This is a genomic window from Bradyrhizobium arachidis (genome assembly GCF_015291705.1).
Taxonomy (GTDB): domain Bacteria; phylum Pseudomonadota; class Alphaproteobacteria; order Rhizobiales; family Xanthobacteraceae; genus Bradyrhizobium; species Bradyrhizobium arachidis.
Genome location: NZ_CP030050.1, coordinates 5,454,381 through 5,474,114, shown reverse-complemented (window position 1 = coordinate 5,474,114; position 19,734 = coordinate 5,454,381). Strand labels below are relative to the sequence as shown.

The 19,734-nt window shown below is 65.5% G+C and carries 15 protein-coding genes; 9 read left to right on the top strand and 6 right to left on the bottom strand.

All coding sequences use genetic code 11. The annotated features are described in order from the left end of the window. Nucleotides 1–118: 118 nt before the first annotated feature. From WN72_RS25550 to WN72_RS25540, 3 genes are all read left to right on the top strand, one after another. Nucleotides 119–409: an FAD assembly factor SdhE gene (locus tag WN72_RS25550; protein ID WP_092214244.1), complete on the top strand. Its 291-nt coding sequence runs from the start codon at nt 119–121 to the stop codon at nt 407–409. Beyond that, nucleotides 406–3,924 carry a transcription-repair coupling factor gene (gene mfd, locus WN72_RS25545; RefSeq protein ID WP_092214246.1) on the top strand — a complete coding sequence of 1,173 codons (3,519 nt, stop codon included), beginning with the start codon at nt 406–408 and terminating at the stop codon, nt 3,922–3,924. The genes WN72_RS25550 and mfd overlap by 4 nt, the downstream gene beginning before the upstream one ends. Nucleotides 3,925–4,251: 327 nt before the next feature. Continuing rightward, nucleotides 4,252–5,376 (top strand): acyl-CoA desaturase, encoded by a 1,125-nt coding sequence (locus tag WN72_RS25540; RefSeq protein ID WP_167380723.1) that lies wholly within the window; start codon nt 4,252–4,254, stop codon nt 5,374–5,376. Nucleotides 5,377–5,485: 109 nt separating this feature from the next. Here the strand turns inward: WN72_RS25540 and WN72_RS25535 are convergent, their stop codons facing one another. From WN72_RS25535 to WN72_RS25525, 3 genes are all read right to left on the bottom strand, one after another. Further along, nucleotides 5,486–6,709 (bottom strand): hypothetical protein, encoded by a 1,224-nt coding sequence (locus WN72_RS25535; RefSeq protein WP_092214248.1) that lies wholly within the window; start codon nt 6,707–6,709, stop codon nt 5,486–5,488. An 85-nt stretch (nt 6,710–6,794) separates the two neighbouring features. Further along, nucleotides 6,795–8,297 carry a class I adenylate-forming enzyme family protein gene (locus tag WN72_RS25530; RefSeq protein WP_092214367.1) on the bottom strand — a complete coding sequence of 501 codons (1,503 nt, stop codon included), beginning with the start codon at nt 8,295–8,297 and terminating at the stop codon, nt 6,795–6,797. Between the two features lie 23 nt (nt 8,298–8,320). Further along, entirely contained in the window at nt 8,321–10,147 is a 1,827-nt protein-coding gene (locus WN72_RS25525) for an extracellular solute-binding protein (RefSeq protein ID WP_092214250.1), read from the bottom strand. Nucleotides 10,148–10,419: 272 nt separating this feature from the next. Here WN72_RS25525 and WN72_RS25520 point away from each other — a divergent pair, with 272 nt between their 5' ends. Continuing rightward, complete coding sequence (locus tag WN72_RS25520) at nt 10,420–11,238, top strand: invasion associated locus B family protein (RefSeq protein WP_027559221.1); 819 nt, start codon at nt 10,420–10,422, stop codon at nt 11,236–11,238. Nucleotides 11,239–11,314: 76 nt separating this feature from the next. Here WN72_RS25520 and hspQ read toward each other — a convergent pair whose 3' ends face one another. Then, the gene (gene hspQ / locus WN72_RS25515; RefSeq protein WP_027559220.1) at nt 11,315–11,647 is read right to left on the bottom strand and encodes a heat shock protein HspQ; all 333 of its coding nucleotides are present in this window, start codon (nt 11,645–11,647) and stop codon (nt 11,315–11,317) included. Nucleotides 11,648–11,753: 106 nt separating this feature from the next. On the opposite strand from hspQ, the gene WN72_RS25510 reads away from it, so the two are divergent. Then, nucleotides 11,754–12,707 carry an AEC family transporter gene (locus tag WN72_RS25510; RefSeq protein WP_027559219.1) on the top strand — a complete coding sequence of 318 codons (954 nt, stop codon included), beginning with the start codon at nt 11,754–11,756 and terminating at the stop codon, nt 12,705–12,707. Nucleotides 12,708–12,728: 21 nt separating this feature from the next. Here the strand turns inward: WN72_RS25510 and WN72_RS25505 are convergent, their stop codons facing one another. Beyond that, nucleotides 12,729–13,913, bottom strand: coding sequence for a UbiH/UbiF family hydroxylase (locus tag WN72_RS25505; protein ID WP_092214252.1), 1,185 nt, complete (start codon nt 13,911–13,913; stop codon nt 12,729–12,731). Nucleotides 13,914–14,000: 87 nt separating this feature from the next. Here WN72_RS25505 and pcsA point away from each other — a divergent pair, with 87 nt between their 5' ends. From pcsA to metG, 4 genes are all read left to right on the top strand, one after another. Further along, nucleotides 14,001–14,768 carry a phosphatidylcholine synthase gene (gene pcsA / locus WN72_RS25500; RefSeq protein ID WP_027559217.1) on the top strand — a complete coding sequence of 256 codons (768 nt, stop codon included), beginning with the start codon at nt 14,001–14,003 and terminating at the stop codon, nt 14,766–14,768. Next, nucleotides 14,765–15,499: a TerC family protein gene (locus WN72_RS25495; protein WP_092214255.1), complete on the top strand. Its 735-nt coding sequence runs from the start codon at nt 14,765–14,767 to the stop codon at nt 15,497–15,499. The genes pcsA and WN72_RS25495 overlap by 4 nt, the downstream gene beginning before the upstream one ends. 75 nt (nt 15,500–15,574) lie before the next feature. Beyond that, nucleotides 15,575–16,549 (top strand): quinone oxidoreductase family protein, encoded by a 975-nt coding sequence (locus WN72_RS25490; protein ID WP_027559215.1) that lies wholly within the window; start codon nt 15,575–15,577, stop codon nt 16,547–16,549. A 257-nt stretch (nt 16,550–16,806) separates the two neighbouring features. Next, on the top strand, nt 16,807–18,489 hold the full coding sequence (metG, locus tag WN72_RS25485; protein ID WP_092214258.1) for a methionine--tRNA ligase: 1,683 nt from the start codon (nt 16,807–16,809) through the stop codon (nt 18,487–18,489). Nucleotides 18,490–18,537: 48 nt separating this feature from the next. On the opposite strand, the gene WN72_RS25480 is transcribed toward metG, so the two are convergent. Beyond that, on the bottom strand, nt 18,538–19,728 hold the full coding sequence (locus WN72_RS25480) for an acetylornithine transaminase (RefSeq protein ID WP_092214260.1): 1,191 nt from the start codon (nt 19,726–19,728) through the stop codon (nt 18,538–18,540). Nucleotides 19,729–19,734 lie beyond the last annotated feature (6 nt).

Here is a 19,734-nt window from a genome sequence, read left to right as displayed (position 1 = left end):
CCATGACGGACCGGATGGGCGGCCCCGTCGCAACAAAGGGCTGACATGGGCACCTCGAGTGGCTATATCACCCCCGCCCGGCACGTCCGGGCTTTCTGCGTTTCACTGGATTTGAGACATGACGGGAACGACACGATCGAGCAACGGGCTGGACGACCGCCGCAAGCGGCTTCTGTTCCGCTGCTGGCACCGCGGCACGCGCGAGATGGACCTGATCCTCGGCCGCTTCGCGGACGCCGAGATCGGCAACCTGTCCGAGGCCGAGCTCACCGAGCTCGAGACCCTGCTCGAGGTCAACGATCCCGATCTCTATGCCGCCATCACGGGTGACAAGGTGCTGCCAGCTGATGTCACCGGCGCGCTGTTTGCCCGCATCAAGGCATTTCCGATTACGGACGGCGATCTATGAAAACGGGCATGAAATCTCCGGCCGAGCTGCTCACGCCCGGCCGCGCGGTGACGCTTGCCAATGTCGCCGAGGGCGCCGAAGGCCTGATCGTCTCCGACCTGGCGCGGGCCATCGCGGCGCGGCCGAAGAAGCCGGCCGTCAGCCTTGCCGTGGTCTGCCGCGACGGCGGACGCATGCAGCAGCTCGAACGCGCGCTGAGATTCTTCGCGCCCGATCTGCCGGTGCTGATCTTTCCCGCCTGGGACTGCCAGCCCTATGACCGCGTCTCGCCGCATGGCGGCATCCTGGCGCAGCGTCTGACCACGCTGGCGCGGCTCGCCTCGCTCACCGGCAGCGACAAGCCGCTGATCGTGCTGACCACCGTGAACGCGGTGGTGCAGCGCGTACCGGCGCGCGAGCTGGTCGCAGCGCAGGCGCTGTCGGTTGCGCCCGGCAACGTCGTGCCGATGGACACCATCGTCGCCTGGCTCGAGCATAACGGTTACAATCGCTCCTCGACCGTGCGCGAGCCCGGCGAATATGCGGTGCGCGGCGGCATCCTCGATCTCTTTCCGGCCGGCCTCGAGCAGCCGGTGCGGTTCGACTTCTTCGGCGACAGTCTGGAATCGATCCGCAGCTTCGATGCCGAGACCCAGCGCACGCTGCTCGACATGCGTTCGCTCGACCTCGTGCCGATCTCGGAATTCCAGCTCGTCACTGACACGATCCGCCGCTTCCGCATGGGCTATGTCGCCGAATTCGGCGCGCCCGAGCGCGACGATGCACTGTACGAGGCGGTCAGCGAAGGCCGCCGCCATCCCGGCATGGAGCACTGGCTGCCGCTGTTCCAGGACCGGATGGACACGCTGTTCGATTATCTGCAAGGGGCAGCCGTCGCGATCGAGCCGCAGGCCGAGGACGCGGTGCGCGAGCGCTTCAAGCAGATCCTCGACTATTACGAGGCCCGCCGCGAGGCGATGGAGCATCCCGGCGGCGGCGCGATCTACAAGCCGCTGCCGCCCGACCGGCTCTACCTGACCGAGGAGGAGTGGGGCAAACGCCTCGGCGACATCCCGCTGGCGCGGCTGACGGCGTTCTCGGTGCCGACCGACGGCACCTCGGTCGTCGACGCCGGCGCGCGCAAGGGCCGCGATTTCGCGCCGGAGCGCAACGACACCACGGTCAACGTGTTCGAGTCCGTCGTCAGCCACGTGATGGCGCTGCAGGCGCAACGCAAGAAGGTGGTGATCGCGCTGTGGACCGAAGGCTCGCGTGACCGCATGACGTCGATGCTGCGCGACCACAAGCTCGCCCACACCACCAGCGTCAACTCCTGGCGCACGGTGCAGGCGACCCCGCGCAACGAGACCATGCTGGCCGTGCTCGGCCTGGAAAGCGGTTTCGAGACCGACGAGATCGCTGTCATCAGCGAGCAGGACATTCTGGGCGACCGCCTGGTGCGGCCGCGCAAGGCAAGCCGCAAGCTCGACAATTTCATCTCGGAGGTGACGAGTCTCACCGCGGGCGACATCGTCGTGCACGTCGACCACGGCATCGGTCGCTTCATCGGCCTGCAGACCCTCGACGTCGCCGGCGCGCCGCATGACTGTCTCGAGCTGCATTATGCCGCCGAGACCAAGCTGTTCTTGCCGGTCGAGAACATCGAGCTGTTGTCGCGCTACGGCTCCGACCAGACCACGGTCGAGCTGGATCGACTGGGTGGCTCCGGCTGGCAGACCCGCAAGGCCAAGCTGAAGAACCGCATCCGCGAGATCGCGGGCGAGCTGATCAAGATCGCGGCCGCGCGCCATTTGCACGAGGCGCCAAAGCTGCCGGTGCAGCAGGGCCTCTATGACGAGTTCTGCGCGCGATTCCCCTATGACGAGACCGAGGACCAGTTAGGGGCCATCGAATCCACTCTGAAAGACCTCGAGCTCGGTCGTCCCATGGACCGGCTGATTTGCGGGGACGTCGGCTTCGGCAAGACTGAGGTTGCGCTTCGTGCGGCGTTTGCCGTTGCGCTCGAAGGCAAGCAGGTCGCGGTCGTGGTACCGACCACGCTGCTCGCGCGCCAGCACGCCAAGACCTTCACCGAGCGCTTCAAGGGCTTTCCGGTGAACGTGGCGCAGGCCTCGCGCCTGATCGCGACCAAGGAGCTGAACCAGATCAAGAAGGGCATTGCTGACGGTTCAGTCGACATCGTCGTCGGCACCCACGCGCTGCTCGGCAAGGCCATCAAGTTCCGCGATCTCGGCCTCGTCATCGTCGACGAGGAACAGCATTTCGGCGTCACCCACAAGGAGCGGCTGAAGGCGCTGCGTTCCGAGGTGCACGTGCTGACGCTGTCGGCAACGCCGATCCCGCGCACGCTTCAGCTCGCGCTCACGGGTGTCCGCGAGCTCTCGATCATCGCCTCGCCCCCGGTCGATCGCCTCGCGGTGCGCACCTTCGTGGCCCCGCACGATCCCCTGATGATCCGCGAGGCGCTCTTGCGCGAGCGCTATCGCGGCGGCCAGGCGTTCTATGTCGTGCCGCGCATCGACGACCTCGCCGAGGTCAAGGACTTCCTCGACAAGAACGTGCCGGAGATGAAGGTCGCGGTCGCGCACGGCCAGATGCCGCCCGCCGTGATCGAGGACATCATGACCGCGTTCTACGACGGCAAGTTCGACATCCTGTTGTCGACCACGATCGTGGAATCCGGCCTCGACATTCCCAACGCCAACACGCTGATCGTGCACCGCGCCGACATGTTCGGCCTTGCCCAGCTCTACCAGCTCCGCGGCCGCGTCGGCCGCTCCAAGCTGCGGGCGTACGCGCTGTTCACGCTGCCGGCACAGCAGAAGATCACCGCGCAGGCCGAGCGCCGGCTCACGGTGCTGCAATCGCTGGAGACGCTGGGCGCGGGCTTCCAGCTCGCCTCGCACGACCTCGACATCCGCGGCGCCGGCAATCTCTTGGGCGAGGAGCAGTCCGGCCACATCAAGGAGGTCGGCTTCGAGCTCTATCAATCGATGCTGGAGGAGGCGATCGTCAATCTCAAGGCCGGCGTCGCCGAGCCCGCGGCCGACCGCTGGTCGCCGCAGATCACCATCGGCATGCCCGTGCTCATTCCCGAGGATTACGTCGGCGATCTCTCGGTGCGGCTGTCGCTGTACCGGCGCCTCGCCGATCTCGACACCGAGGAGGAGATCGAGAACTTCGGCGCCGAGATGCGCGACCGCTTCGGCGTGCTGCCGGACGAGGTGCGGTATCTGTTCAAGGTCGCCGCGATCAAGGCGTTCTGCCGCAGGGCCAATGTCGAGAAGATCGACGCCGGCCCGAAGGGCGCCGTCATCGTCTTCCGCGACAATTCCTTCGCCTATCCTGATCGCCTCGTGACCTTCATCCGCAGCTACGGCCAGGCCGCCAAGGTGCGGCCCGACATGAAGGTGGTGTTCCTGCAGGACTGGGAGACGCCGGAAGAACGCCTCGCCGGCACCACGGAGATCATGCGGCAGCTGGCGCAGCTCGCGGAGGCTAAGAAGGCGGCGTGAGGGCCGTAGTATTCCGGGGGCGGCGCAACGCGACACAGTGCGGCGCCCCCTGGTCCGAAAACAGCGACATCTGGACACTTGCGGAACGACGGAACAACGGCCATGTACGGTTTGTCGAGTTTCGGCTGAACGGCCTCGCCGCTAAAGTGGCGCCTGACGGACCCTCGTTCCAGATATCAAAGGCGCTGATTGATCCCCTGAGTGCAGTATCCACACCCCGCGACCGGTTTTCCGGCCGCGGTTTTTTATATCGAAACAGCTGAGGTCGCACGCGTGTCTTTCAATACCGATTCAGGCCCGGACTCCGAGCCGGATCACGACGATGTCATGTATCCGCAGGTCCTGCCGTTCGTATTGATCCACGCCGGATGCTTCGCGGCGATCTGGTCCGGCGTCTCGTGGCAGGCCGTTACAATTTGCGTCGCTCTCTATTGGCTGCGCATGTTCGGGATCACTGCCGGATATCATCGCTACTTCTCGCATCGGTCTTACGCGACAAGCCGGGTGTTTCAATTCGTCCTGGCTTTCCTTGCCCAGAGCAGTGCGCAGAAAAGCGTGCTTTGGTGGGCGGCCAAACACCGCCATCATCACCTTCACTCGGATACCGTGCACGACGTGCATTCACCGCGGCACAAGGGCTTCGTCTACAGCCATGTCGGCTGGATATTCTATCGGCAGCACGATGCGACTGATCTGGTGAAAGTATCGGATCTGGCCGCGTATCCCGAGCTGATGTGGCTCCACAGGCTGGAGCTTTTGCCGGCGGTCGTGCTCGCGGGCCTGTGCTTCCTTCTTGCCGGGTGGTCAGGCCTCGTGGTCGGATTCCTCTGGAGCACCGTGCTCCTGTATCACGCAACGTTCTGCATCAACTCTCTCGCACATGTTCACGGACGCAAGCGGTACGTGACCGGTGATGACTCCCGCAACAACTGGCTGCTTGCTTTGCTGACTATGGGCGAGGGGTGGCACAACAACCATCATGCCTACCAGGCCAGCGCGCGGCAGGGCTTCCGCTGGTATGAGATCGATTTGAGCTACTATGCCCTGGTGGCCTTGTCATGGTTCGGCATTGTCCGGGATCTGAAGATGCCGCCCAAGCAGGTTCTACGCAACGAGCATCGGCTGGGATCGCGCGTGGTCAAGCAAGCGGCTGAGCAGCTGGCCGCCCGCTTTAATCCCGAGCACATCGCGCTTGCGATCAGGGCGTCGATCCATGAAACCGAATTGACGATGCGGGACACGATCAGTCACTTGCAGCACCGCGCCGATTTACGCCTGTCCAGCATGCCGACGCGAGAGCAGTTGCTGGCTGAAGCGCAGCGGATGTTCGCCAAGACCATATCGCTGGACGACATCGTCGATCGCGCCTACGAGCTTCTGAATGACTCTGTGGGCTTTCTGCTTGCCGCTCCCGCTCTGCAAACCAACGCGAAGACGAATCATCGCGTCTAAAGCGCGATGAGATTTGGATGAATCGTCATCGCGCTCTAGGTTGTTGTTTACGCATGATCTTTCCGGAAAACCGCTTCGCACTTTTCCGGATCATGCTTTAGCGCGAGAATTACGACGCCGCCCTTGATGCGTCGGCCGACAGCCGGGCCAGCAGCGACCTTGCCGTATCCGACGGCGACAGCGAGTCCACGCTGACGACGGGATCGCTGCGCATCTCGTGCTTGCCGTTCGACGTATGCCGCATCACCGCCGACAGGCGGCGGGCGATCATGTGCGCGGTGCGGAAGTCGGTCTCCGCGAACACCACGATCACCGAGCCGTCCTTCTGTGCGGCGCCAAAATCCATCTGCCGCATCAGGCGGCTGAGAATGCGCGCAGCGTCGAGCTGCGCGCGGGAATTGCCGGGATCGAAGGCGAAGCGCGCCACGGAAAGGCCGCCGCCGCGGGCCAGCGTCTGCTCGACCGCCTTGGCAAAATCGCGGGCAAAGGCTTCCACCGTGAGCAGGCCGCTGCGCGGATCGAGCCAGCCGCCGGCGTCGATCGAGCGCAGCGTGCGGCTCGCTTGCGCCTCCATCGCGTGCTGGCGGATCAGGGGCAACGCGTTGGCGGCGATCTTGGCCGGCTCGCCCGGGATCAGCTCGAGATTGGGCAGGTCGTAACTCTGCGTCAGCTGGTGCGCGGTGACGATCACGGGCAGGCTGCGGAAGCGGGTGTCCTCGGCGAGCACCGTGAGGAAGGCATCCGTCACGCGCGCCGTAAAGCCTTCGGCCAGCACGACGCCGTCGAGGTCGCGGGTGTTGAGATGCTTGGCGGCAGCCTCGATCGAGAGCGCGCCGACGACGCCGACGCGTTCGCCGAGCGCAACGGAGAGCGCCGGGTAAGCCGCGCCGCGGCCGATCAGCAGCACGGTGGCATCGCGTGTGGGATCGCCGTCCGGCAGCGACACCTTGGCTTCTGGCAGCCGGCGCAGCATCGTGGCGTGAAGGGTGCGCACGCGCAGCGCCGCGCGCAGCCGCGCGATCAGGCGATCGGAATTGCCGCCGCGCGAGCCGAAGGGCAGGGCATTGTGCGGCAATGTGCCCGCCGCATCGAGCGCCACGAAGGGCAGGTAGGGCAATTGCTCGGAGATCTTCCTAGCGAGCGGCGCCAGATACGGCTCGTGTCCGGCATGCATCGCCGCGAGCACCGCGGCCGGCTGCACCTGCTCGACCGCGCGCGCCGCGCTGGCCCAGTCGGTGTCGATCACGGGAAACAGCCGGGCCTCGTCCAGCGCCGCAATGAAGGGCGGCCGCTCGGCATTGGACACAAACAGGATCGGGCCCGCCTGGGACATCAAAAGACTCTGATCACGCGACAGATGCCGCGCAATCTAGTCCGGCCGCCTTAATGCAGCGTCAATGGTTCGGTCGAAACTGTGCTCAAGTCGGCCCGGAGCGGTCGCGAAAAGCCTCGACCATCAGGGGGTTAAGCCCGAGCTGGCTCAGCGCCTCGCGGGCCCTCGCATTGTCCTGGGCTCTCCCTGCCAGCCGGTGGCCGGAGAGGCGGTCGGGCAGCGCGGTGAGCAGGGCGCCCTGGCCGAGCCGGCGCGCCCATTCCTGGAGGTCGTTGGAGAGGAAGCGGTAGCCGCCGACCGCCATGATGCCCGAGGGCGGGGCGGTGATGCAGATCGCGCCGCTCGGACGGTCGAGCCGCGCCGCAAAGCCGGTGTCGACATAGTCGCGCGGCGGCTGCGCGGTCAGCGTCTCGCCGACCGGCTGCGGCGGGGCGTAGGCCGCGATCGGCACCATCGGCCCGCGCAGGCCAAGCGTGCCCTTCGGCGTGAGCAGGATCTCGCCGGCGATGGAGGAGCCGGACTGCTCGCGCGGCGCGCCGTGCGGCCCGGGCATGACCGGCACCGGCATGCCGTCCTCGCCGCGGCGGGCGCCGAACAGCCCGGCCTCGCCGAACAGATAGACGTCCGTGAGCGGCGCATGCGGCGCGATCCAGGCGTCGCTCGCCGCCACCTGCTCGGGCGCGCGCCACAGGCCGATGACGTTGCGCAAGGATGGCATCCGCGCCGCCAGATCGGAATCGCCGAGCCGCAACGCGAGCTGCGCCGGTGCGATCAGCACCTCGCATTCGTGCTCGTTGATCTGCTGCTCCAGCACGTCGTTCTCGAACGGATGATGCAGCGCCAGCGTGCCGCCCGAGAGCAGCCACACCGCGAGCGAGGAGGCGAGGCCCGCGAACGACATCGGCGCGAACGCCGCCATCACGGTTGCGCCCTGCTTGACGTCCGCCTCCAGCGACATCGCAAGGCCGCCGGCGATCAGGCTGAAATGCGGCCGCGGCACGGGGCGGAAACCTTCCGCGGTGACGTCGAACGAGATCATCGCCGCCTTGCGGCCGTCCTGGATCACGGCGCGCGTCATGCCGGGCGGGCGGGCCAGCACGTCGTCGAGCGAGGCCATGCCTTCGGGCAGGTCGGTACCGAAGCCGCAGACGTGACGGATCGAAAACGCTTCAGCCGCGGCATGCATCGCGAAGTCGGCATAGCTGACGCCGTCGACCTTGCTCATGGTGACGATGGCGCGCGCAGCGGTGCGGTTCAGCGCGGCGGTCAGTTCCGCATGCCGCCACAGCAGCGGCAGCACGGCGACGACCAGCCCGGCGCGATGAGCCGCGAGCACGGTGAGCACGAACTCGACCGTATTGGGCAGCTGGACCGCGATGACGGAATTGGCCGGCAGGCCCGATTCGACGAAATGCGCCGACAGCGCCTCGATCGCGGTGTCGGCCTCGGCATAGGTCATCCGCCGCGGCTGGTGGCCGGTGACGCGGGCCTTGTTGAGGGGGTCGAGCAGAGCGAGCATGTGCGGCTGCCGCATCAGCGTGCGCTGAAACAGCGTATCGAGCGTCGGCGATGCGGCTGGCTGGTTCACGGCGTCACTTTGCTTGACTGGCTCTAAGGCGGCCCCTTCGACCACCAGGTCTCCGGCAGATAGCCGGACAACGCGGTGGCCTTGGGCCGTTCTATCCGATTCCAGCGCGCGATCCATTGCTCGGATACGTTAAACAGGGGGATTGTGTAGAAGCCCGCGATCAGGGCGCGGTCGAGCGCCCGCACCGCCGCGACGAATTCCGTATGATCGCGGGCCTCCAGCAGCGCGGCGATCATGGCGTCGACGGCGGGATCCCTGGCGCCCATGTAGTTGCGGGTCCCCGGATTGTCGGCTGCAGTGCTGCCCCAATAGAAATACTGCTCGTTGCCGGGCGAGAGCGACTGGTCCCAGCGGTTCTGGATCATGTCGAACTCGTAAGCGAGCCGGCGCTGGTCGAACTGCACCGGATCGACCGTGCGCACGCTTCCCGCGATGCCGGCGCGCTTGAGGTCGCGCTGGAAGGCGAGCGCGATGCGCTCCTGATCGCGGGTCGTCACCAGCATCTCGAAGGTGAAGGGCGCCTTTGTTCCGCGGTTGCGCAGCACGGTGCCGTCGAGATCCCAGCCGGCCTCCGACAACAGTCTTAGCGCGGCGCGCAGCGTGTTCCGGTCGCGGCCCGAACCGTCGGTGACAGGCAGGCGGTAGCTGCCGTCCATGATGTCAGGCGGGATCTGCGCGGCAAACGGTTTGAGCAGCTCGCGCTCGCGCGCATCCGCAGGCCGGCCATAGGCGGAGAGGTCGGAGCCCGCGAAATAGCCGGCGACGCGCGAATAGAGGTTGAAGAAATAGTTGCGGTTGACGAGCTCGAAATCGAACAAAAGCGCCAGCGCCTGGCGCACGCGGATGTCGGCGAAGATCGGCCGCCGCGTGTTGAACACCAGAAATTCGGACGGCTGCGGCACGCCCGGCTTGATGGTGTCGCGGATCACCTCGCCGCTTCTGGCGGCCGGAAAGTCGTAGCCGTCATGCCAGCGCAGTGGCTCGTGCTCGATGCGGAAATCGTAGAGGCCGCGCTTGAAGGCTTCGAACTGGCCGTTGGCCTCGCGAAAATAGTCGAGCCTGATCTCGTCGAAATTGTAGAGCCCGCGATTGATGGGGAGATCGCGGCCCCAATAGTCGGGATTGCGCGTCAGCGTGACGCTGGCGCCGGGCTTCACGGCCGTGACGCGGTATGGGCCCGAGGCGATCGGCCCCGATAGTGTCGTCTCCTCGAAGGTCGCGACGTCCACTGCATGCTTCGGCAGGATCGGCATCAGGCCGAGGATCAGCGGCAGCTCGCGGTCATTGGCCCCTGTGAGGTCGAAGCGGACGGTGAGGGGATCGGATGCCTCGGCCCTGGCGACCTTGGCGTAATACTGCCGGAGGTTCGGACGGCCATGGTCGCGCAGCAGCTGCCAGGAGAACAGCACGTCCTCGGCCTGCACCGGCTTGCCGTCGGAGAAGCGGGCGCGGGGATCGAGACGGAACGTGACGTAGCTGCGCTCGTCGTCGGTCTCGACCGTTTTGGCGAGCAGGCCGTACAGCGTGAACGGCTCGTTTTGGCCGCGCGCCAGCAGGCTCTCGACCACGTAGGCGCGGATCGGCTGCACGGCCAATCCCTTCACGATGAACGGATTGAGGCTGTCGAAGGTGCCGAGAATGCCCCAGGTCAGACGGCCGCCTTTGGGGGCATCCGGGTTGACGTAGGGCATGTGGGTGAAATCAGCCGCCATCGCCGGCTTGCCGTGCATGGCGATGGCATGGGCTTCCTCGGCGCGCCCGCCGCTTGCCGACAGGCTGACGATGAGCGCGAAGGCGAGGCTGCAAAGGCGGACACCGGGGCCCTCGAGCAGGCGCTGGAACATGAACATTCGGACACGTTGATTCGAGGACCGGTAGCCTCGAATCCTATCACAGGGATTTTCCCCCGGCGCAGGCCAAGGCGGGGTTCTCAATGCGGTCAAAGACGCTTGTCGGCATTGATCTTTTCGTCGGCCACGTTAAGAAGGCACGCAATCGCGCAAGAGCGTCGAGCCCGTCACTTATCCGCCTCAATTGACGGGGAGAGAGCCGCGCCCAAGGCGGCTAGGTTCGGCGCTTCGGAGCGGTTCGGGCACTTCCCGTTCAGAAAGGGTTTTCCGCAATGAATTTCCGTTACTTGGCCGCGTGCATCCGGCCGCGCGGGCGGCTCCTCGCCCTGTTGACGGCGACGGCATTGGTCGTTCCGTTTGCCGCCGAGGCCCAGGCTCCTGCGCCGGCCCCGGGCGCGCCTGCGCCCAAGGCGGCGCCGAAAGCCGCTCCGAAAGCTGCCCCCAAGGCTCCGGCGCCGGCGGCCCAGGCCCCCGCGCAGCAGGCGCCCGCCCAGGGCGCTCCGGCGCAGCAGGGCGCTGCCCAGCCTGCGGACCAGCAGATCCAGCTGATCTACGCCCCCTGGACCAAGTTCTGCCTCAAGGGCCAGGACGCCAACGCCAAGCAGGTCTGCTTCACCGGCAAGGACGGCCGCATCGAATCGGGCCAGCCGGTGATCGCGGCCGTGATCATCGAGCCGGAAGGCGAGCCCAAGAAGATCCTGCGCGTGACGCTGCCGCTCGGCATGCAGCTCGTCCACGGCACCCGCATCATCGTCGACAGCAACGCGCCGTTGCAGCAGCCGTATGTGATCTGCTTCCAGAACGGCTGCATGTCCGACTACGAGGCCACGCCCGAGCTCATCAACAGCATGAAGAAGGGCCAGAATCTCGTTGTCCAGGCGATCAATGCCAACGGCGCGCCGCTGACCCTGCCGCTGCCGCTCGCCGGCGAATTCCAGAAGGCCTATGACGGTCCGCCGACCGATCCGAAGGTGTTCGAGGAAAACCAGAAGAAACTCCAGGAAGAGCTTCAGAAGAAGGCTGACGAGCAGCGCAAGAAGCTCGAGCAGAACGGTGGTGTCCCCGGCGCCGCGCCGAACGCTCAGAAGTAATCGGGAGCAAATCCCGGATACGAAAAAGGCGCTCAATCGAGCGCCTTTTTTGTTGGCCGGTTACTGGCGGCGAAACTCAGTTCAGCGACGGATTGCGCGGGCGATAGCCGCCGTCCTTGCTCTTGATGAAGATCTCGGCGACCTGGGAATGCCGGATCGGCTCGCCGGAATCGTCCGGCAACAGGTTCTGCTCGGAGACATAGGCGACGTACTCGGACTCCGCGTTCTCCGCGAGCAGGTGATAGAACGGCTGGTCCTTGTGGGGCCGCACCTCCTCGGGGATCGACAGCCACCATTCCTCGGTGTTGTTGAATTCCGGATCGATGTCGAAGATCACGCCCCGGAACGAGAAGATCCGGTGGCGCACGACCTGTCCGATCTGGAATTTGGCGGTCCTCGCTTTAATCATCCCCCGTCGATAGACCAGGATTGTGGCCGATGCTAGTGCCCTGATCCGGAATTAACCTCCGCTTGCTGGGCGGATAGCCCCCAGGTCTTCAGAAAACACTTCATCAATGGTCGATATCCTCAATCTGGCACTTCCTTATTTCGGCTTGATCTTCGTTGGATTTGCCTGCGGCAAGGTCAAATCCCTGCCGGAATCAGGCCTCGCCTGGATGAACTTCTTCCTGCTCTACGTGTCGCTGCCGGCGCTGCTGTTCGCGATCATGTCGAAGACGCCATTCGCGGAGCTGAACAACCCGCCGTTCCTGGTGGCGACGACGCTGTCGACAGTGGTGGCCTTCACGCTGGCGCTCATCGTCGGCAAGGTCTTGGGTCGCCTGACGCTGCGCGAGGCGACGCTCGCAGGGCTCTCGGGCGGCTACGGCAATATCGGTTACATGGGACCGGGACTCGCGCTCGCGGTGCTCGGGACCAAGGCGGCGGCGCCGACTGCGCTGATCTTCTGCTGCGACAGCATCTTCCTGTTCACGATCGTGCCGCTGTTGATCGAGCTCTCCGATCGTGACCATCCCTCGATCGTGCATGCCTTCGGCGTCGTGCTGAAGCAGATCGTGCTCAACCCGCTGATCATGTCGGCCTGCTTCGGCGCGGCGGTGGCGGCGCTGCATATCGAGCTGCCGGTCGCGCTCGACCGCACCATCACCTTCCTCCAGAACGCAGCCGCGCCGACCGCGCTGTTCGTGCTCGGCGTGACGGTGGCGCTGCGCCCGTTCGACCGGGTCCCGTGGGAGGTGCCCGGCGTGATCGCGGTCAAACTCCTGATCCATCCGCTTGCAGCGTTCGGGCTGATGCTGGCGTTCGGCCCGTTCGCGCAGCCCTGGGCCGCGACCGCCGTGCTGATGGCTTCGCTGCCGCCGGCGCTGAACGTGTTCGTGATCGCCCGCCAGAACGACGCCTGGATCGAATCCGCATCCGTCGCGGTGCTGCTCGGGACGTTTGCGTCGGTGGTCACGCTGACCAGCGTGATGTGGTTGCTCCAGACGGGACGGCTGGCGTTTCCTTAAGCCGCAGCTACCGCCGCCAATCTACCTGCGCCACGTCGGCGTCAGCCCCTCGCGCATCGCAAAGCGCCGGAGCGGGCCGATGGCACCTAACAGGTGCATGCCGACGGCGCGGACCGGCTGGAGCGGCAGGAAGTCGTTGAGCAAAGACCGGTTGGCGATGTCGATCGCGAACGTCCGGCTCAAAATGTCCGGGCGCCGGGCCCGGTCGTAGCGCTTGAGCACCTCGTCCGCGCCGGGATCCTCGCCCGACGCGATGGCTTCACCCGCGAGCCGCGCAATGTCGGCAGCATCGCGCAGGCCAAGGTTGAGACCCTGGGCGCCGATCGGTGGAACCACATGGGCGGCTTCGCCGACCAGCGCGATGCGGTCGCGCCCGAACGATTTAGGACGCTCGATCGCCAGCGGGAATACGTTGCGGCCGGGCTCCACCGTCATGCGCCCCAGAATGGAATGCGACTGCTTCTCGATCGCGGCGGACAGCTCGTCATCGCTGAGGCCGCGCAGCCGCTCGGCGTCCGCAGGTGCCGAGACCCAGACGATGCTGGAGCGGTTGCCGGGCAGGGGCACGAACACGCAGGGCCCGTGCGGCGTGTGGAACTCGGTCGAGACGTTGTGGTGAGGGCGGGCATGGCCGACGTTGAAGGTCAGCGCGGTCTGGTTCAGCTCGCGCCTTGTCACCTCGATGCCGGCGGCTTCGCGGCACAGCGAATGCCGGCCATCCGCGCCGACCACGAGCCGGGTGGAGAGGAATTGCGCGGAGGCGGTGCGGATCGCGACGTCATCGGCTTCGATGACGACGCTCTCGGCCTCGTCGTCGAAGCGGACGAGATTGGGCAATTCGGCCGCACGCGCTTCCAGCGCCAGCATCAGCGAGCGGTTGTCGATGTTGTAGCCGAAGGCATCCAGTCCGATCTCATGACAGGAGAAACGCACCTCCGGCGCGCGGAACAGCCGGCCGGTGTCGTCGACGAGACGCATCACTTCGAGGCCAGCCGCCTTGTCCTTGCAGCGCGGCCAGACGTCGAGCGTCTCCAGAAGCTCGATGGAGGCACCCAGCAGCGCCGTGGTGCGGTTGTCGGCATAGGGCACGCGCCGCGCCACCAGCGCGGTCCGCGCGCCCGCCTGCGCCAATGCGATTGCCGCCGCGAGCCCGGCCGGTCCGCCGCCGATCACGGCTGCGTCAAACAGTGTCGATACGTCTGTCATGGACTGACAATTGACACGCCCGGCGGCAAATTCAAGCCCACCTATTTTTCCCTCATTTTATGGCGAATTGCGCGGCCGAACGCCGCAATGGCTTATGTGCAAATCGGTCCCATTCTGATAGCAGAAGCCATGGATACCCAGCAGGATTCCCTGAAGCCGAGACCGGCGATGCGCGCCGCGGCCTTCTCGGTGCACATCTTCACCGCCTTCGGCGCGGCGATCGCGCTGCTGGCGATGCTCGAGGCCGTGCGCGAGCACTGGGCGGCGATGTTTCAATGGCTGGGCGTCGCCCTCGTCATCGACGCGATCGACGGTCCGATCGCGCGCCGGCTCGACGTCAAGAACGTGCAGCCGAACTGGTCGGGCGACGTGCTCGATCTCGTGGTCGACTTCGTCACCTATGTCTTCGTGCCGGCCTATGCGATCGTCGCCAGCGGGCTGCTGCTGCCGGTCGCGGCGCCCTTGCTCGGCGTCGCCATCATCGTCACCAGCGCCTTATATTTCGCCGATCTGCGCATGAAGGCCGATGACAATCATTTCCGCGGCTTTCCGGCGCTGTGGAATGCCGCGGCGTTCTACCTGTTCCTGCTGCACTGGTCGCCGCTGTGGTCGACGCTGCTGGTCGCGGCCCTGGTGGTACTGACCTTCGTGCCGTTCCACGTGCTGCATCCGGTCCGCGTCGTGCGGCTGCGCTGGCTGACGATGTCGCTGATCGCGATCTGGGCCGTGCTCGGCCTCTACGTGCTGGAGATGGACTTTCGCGTCGGCACCGGCGTGACGGTCGCGATGTGCGCGATCGCGCTCTGGATCAGCTTCAGCGACGCCATGATCCGCCTGGTCAGATCCTTCGCATGATGCACCTCATCACCAGCCCCGAAGCCTGGGCCGCGCTGCTGACCCTGACAGCGCTCGAGATTGTGCTCGGCATCGACAACGTCATCTTCCTGTCGGTGATCGTCTCGCGCATTCCCGAGCCGCAGGCGCTCCGCGCCCGCCAGATCGGCCTCGCGCTGGCGCTGATCTTCCGCATCATCCTGCTCAGCGTGCTGGTCTGGCTGATCGGCCTGACTGCACCAGTGTTCTCGGCTGCAGGTTACGACTTCTCCTGGCGCGACCTCATCCTGATCGGCGGCGGCCTGTTCCTGATCGCCAAGGCGACGCACGAGATCCACGCCGAGGTCGAAGCCGATGACGGCGAGGGCGATCAGAAATCCGCCGGCAGCGCCTTCTTCTGGGTGATCGTCCAGATCATCGTCATCGACATCGTGTTCTCGCTGGACTCGATCATCACCGCGATCGGCATGGCGCAGGACATCGAGATCATGATCGCGGCCGTCGTGATCGCCTGCCTGATCATGTACATTTCGTCGGGGCCGGTGTCGCGATTCGTCGCGGAGCATCCGACCACCAAGATGCTGGCGCTGGCGTTCCTGGTGCTGATCGGCGTCGCGCTGGTCGCGGATGGATTCCATTTCCACATTCCGCGCGGCTACATCTATTTCGCAATTGCGTTCTCGGCGGCGGTGGAATTCTTCAACGTGCTGGCGAAGCGCAATCGCAGGAAATTCGGCAAGCCATCCGCCTAGCCGGCTGGGCGAGCGTCGAGTTGACAACGCGGGCGCGATGTCTTTCGCTGAGCCGAAAGTAGAGGAGGTCAGGTGATGACCAAAGCCGTCCGTGTGCACAAGGTCGGAGGCCCCGAAGCCCTGGTCTATGAGAGCATCGACGTGCCGGCGCCCGGACCCGGCGAGGTGCGCATCCGCCAGCACGCGGTCGGCCTCAACTTCATCGACGTCTATTACCGCACCGGCCTCTACAAGGCGCCGGGACTGCCCTTCATCGCCGGCAACGAGGCCTCGGGCGAGGTCGTCGCGGTCGGGCCAGGCGTGACGCATTTCCATCCCGGCGACCGCGTCGCCTATTACCACAATCTCGGTGCCTATACCGGCGAGCGCAACATCCCCTGGGAGAAGCTGGTCAAGCTGCCCGATCACATCACCCACGAGCAGGGCGCCGTGCTGATGCTGAAGGGGCTGACGGTCTGGTACCTGCTGCACAAGACTTTTCGGGTCGAGCCGCATCATCGCGTGCTGATCCACGCCGCCGCAGGCGGCATCGGCCTGCTCGCGTGCCAATGGGCGAGGGCGCTCGGCGCCCACGTCATCGGCACCGTCGGCTCGCGCGAGAAGGCCGAGCTTGCGGAGGCCAATGGCTGCGATCACGTCATCCTCTACAACGAGGAAGATTTCGTCGCGCGCGTGAAGCAGATCAGCCGCAACGAGGGCTGCGACGTCGTCTATGACGGCGTCGGCAAGGCGACCTTCCCCGGCTCGCTGTCCTGCCTGAAACCGCGCGGCATGTTTGTCTCGTTCGGCAATGCCTCGGGTCCGGTGCCGCCGTTCTCGATCGCCGAGCTCAACAATCACGGCTCGCTGTTTGCGACCCGGCCGAAGCTCAACGACTACATCGGCACGCGCAAGGAGTTGCTGGAGGGCGCCGACACGCTGTTTGCCGCCGTCATCAACGGCAAGCTGCACGTGCCGATCAACCACGCCTACGCACTCAAGGACGCCGCGAAGGCGCATATCGATCTCGAAAGCCGCAAGACCACCGGCGCGTCGATCTTGAAACCGTAGCAAGCTACCTCTGGGCGCCGCTTGATTGTCGCGCTCAAACGATGCTACTTTCAGCGGCAGAGGTATCCGCAGTGAAGTTTGCCAACGCACGAGTTTTGAATCGAATGCCCCGGCCCGACCGCAAGGAGGTTTGCCGGAGGGGATAGCGCGCGCTTGGCGCGTCGAATGTGAGCTGAATCCAGCCCTTCCGGTCCATGCGGGAGGGCTTTTTCGTTTCATCGGATTCAGCGCCACCTCAACGCGAAAGAGCGCTTCCCATGACCAAGATTCTCATCACCAGTGCGTTGCCTTACGTTAACGGCGTCAAACATCTCGGTAATCTCATCGGCTCACTGCTTCCTGCCGACGTGCATGCGCGGTTCAGACGGCAAATCGGCGACGAGGTTCTCTTCATCTGTGCGACCGACGAGCACGGGACGCCGGCCGAGCTGGCCGCGCTCAAAGCAGGTGAGGAGGTCGGCGAATTCTGCGCCCGGCAGCACGCCACCCAGGCCGATATCTATCGCCGCTTCGGCCTGTCGTTCGATCATTTCGGTCGGACCTCATCGCCAGAAAATGCGGCGCTGACCCAGCACTTCTATCGCCGGCTCGACGCGGCCGGGCTGATCGACGAACGCGAATTGCGCCAGGTCTGGTCGCCGGTCGATCAGCGATTTCTTGCCGACCGCTATGTGGTGGGGACCTGTCCGCATTGCGCGTACCGCGAGGCGAGGGGCGACCAGTGCGACGGCTGCGGCGCGCTGCTCGATCCCGACGAATTGGTCGCGCCGCGCTCGGCGCTGTCTGGCGATACGGCGCTCGAGATCCGTCCGACGCGACATCTGTTCCTGCGTCAGTCTCGTCTGGTCGAAACGCTGCGGACCTGGATCGACCAACGCTCCGGCTGGCCGCCCTTCGTGGTATCGACGGCCAGAAGCTGGCTGACGGCGGAGCTCAGGGATCGCTGCATCACCCGCGATCTGACCTGGGGCATTCCGGTTCCGCGCGCGGGCTTCGAGACCAAGGTGTTTTACGTCTGGTTCGATGCGCCGATCGGCTACATCGCCGCCACGCAGGAATGGGCGGCCGCCGCGCCCGGCCGTGATTGGCAGCGTTGGTGGTGGCAGGCCGATGATGTCCGATACATCCAGTTTCTCGGCAAGGACAACGTGCCATTCCATGCCGTCAGCTTTCCCGCGACGCTGCTCGGTTCAGGCGAGCCCTGGAAGACCGTCGATGTCATCAAGGGCTTTCACTGGCTCACCTACGAAGGCGGGAAATTCTCGACCAGCGCACAGCGTGGCGTTTTCACCGACGCAGCTTTGGAAGAGCTGCCGGCCGACCTCTGGAGATGGTGGCTGATCGCCAACGCGCCGGAGAGCGCAGACACCGATTTTTCCGTGCGGCGCTTCGTTGCCGACGTCAATAAGGACCTCGCCGACGTCTTCGGCAATCTCGCCAACCGGATCATCAGCTTTGCGCATGCGGCCTTCGAGGGCCGTATTCCCGAGGGCGGCGAGCCCTCGGATCTGGAGCTTGAGCTGGCGGCCGAGCTCGACAAGCGCATCGTCTCGCTGCGTCGCCATCACGAAGACCTGGAATTTCGTGCTGCCGCTGCAGAAACGCGCGCAATATGGAGCGCGGCAAATGCCTATCTCCAGCAGGCAGCGCCGTGGACTGCAATCAAGTCCGACCGTGTCAGGGCCGCGGTTGCAACACGCACCGGCCTGAACCTCGTGCGTCTGTCGGCGGTGCTTGCATGGAGCATTATTCCAGAGCTGTCGGAGCGGGTCCTGAGCGCCTTCGGCGGCGATGACGTCGTCCCGGATTGGCCGCTACAGCCGTGCCGTGAGTTGTTCGATCGTGATGCCGGCAGTCCGGTCAAGAAGCTTGCCCCGATCGTCGCAAAGATTGACCCCGACAAGGCCGCGCATCTCGCGAAGCGTTTTGGCACCGCGTGAACCGTGGCGGCATGGCGGAGGGAAGTTCCGCCATGCCGATCGCGAAGCCTACGCCACGCGCCGTGCCGCGCCGGCCTTGGTCAAAATCCCGTCGAGACAATCGATCATCTCGGCGATCTCACCTCGCGTGACGTTCAGCGCCGGCATGAAGCGCAAGCTGTCGACCTGCGGCGCGTTCAGGAGCACGCCTTGTTCGAACGCCTGCGCGACGATCCCGGGCGCGATCGGTAGCTTGAGGTCGAGCGCGAGCAGCAGCCCGCGTCCCCGCACGCCGCCGAGGCCATGCCGGGCGGAGATCTTTTGCAACTCGCTTTCGAGCAGCAGGCCGGTCTCGGTGACCGTCTTGAGGAAGTCCGGCTTGGAGACCTCCTCGAGCACGGCGAGCCCGGCCGCGCACATGATCGGGTTGCCGTTGAACGTGCCGCCCTGATCGCCGTGCTCGAAGCAGGAGGCGCGTTCGGTCGCCAGCAGCGCTGCGAGCGGCACGCCGCCGCCGATGCCCTTGCCGAGCGTCATGATGTCGGGCGCAATGCCGGTGTGCTCATAGTGGAAGAGCTTTCCGGTCCGGCCCATGCCGGTCTGGATCTCGTCGAAAATGAGCAGCAGCCCATGCGCCTCGGTCAGCGCGCGCAGCTCCTGCAGGAACTGATCGCTCGCCGGCCACACACCGGATTCACCCTGGATCGGCTCGAGCATGACCGCGACAGTGTTGGCGCAGATCAGCTTCTCAACCGAGGCGATGTCGTTCAGCTTCGCCTTCTTGAAGCCTGATACCTTCGGCTCGAACAGCGGCTCGAACGCTTTCTTGCCCGAGGCCGACATCGTCGCCAGCGTGCGGCCGTGAAAGCCGCCCCCGAAGCTGATGATCTCGAACGCGCCGCCTCTGTGGAGGCTGCCATATTTGCGCGCGAGCTTGATCGCGCCCTCATTGGCTTCCGCCCCCGAATTGGCAAAGAACACCTGGTCGAACGCGCTGTTTTCGACCAGCGCGTCGGCGAGCTTCAGGCTCGGCTCGTTGTAGAAAGCCGGGCTCGGCGTGAGCAGCCGTTTCGCCTGCGACGCGAGCGCGTCGGCGACCCCGGGCGGGGAGTGGCCGAGGCAGTTCACGGCCCAGCCCTGCACGAAATCGAGATAGCGCTTGCGGCTGTCGTCCCAGAGGTAGGAGCCCGCGCCGCGGACGAACACTGCCTTCGGCCGTGCGGTGATGTCCATCAGCGCGTCGTAGGGATGCGTCGTCATATCGAA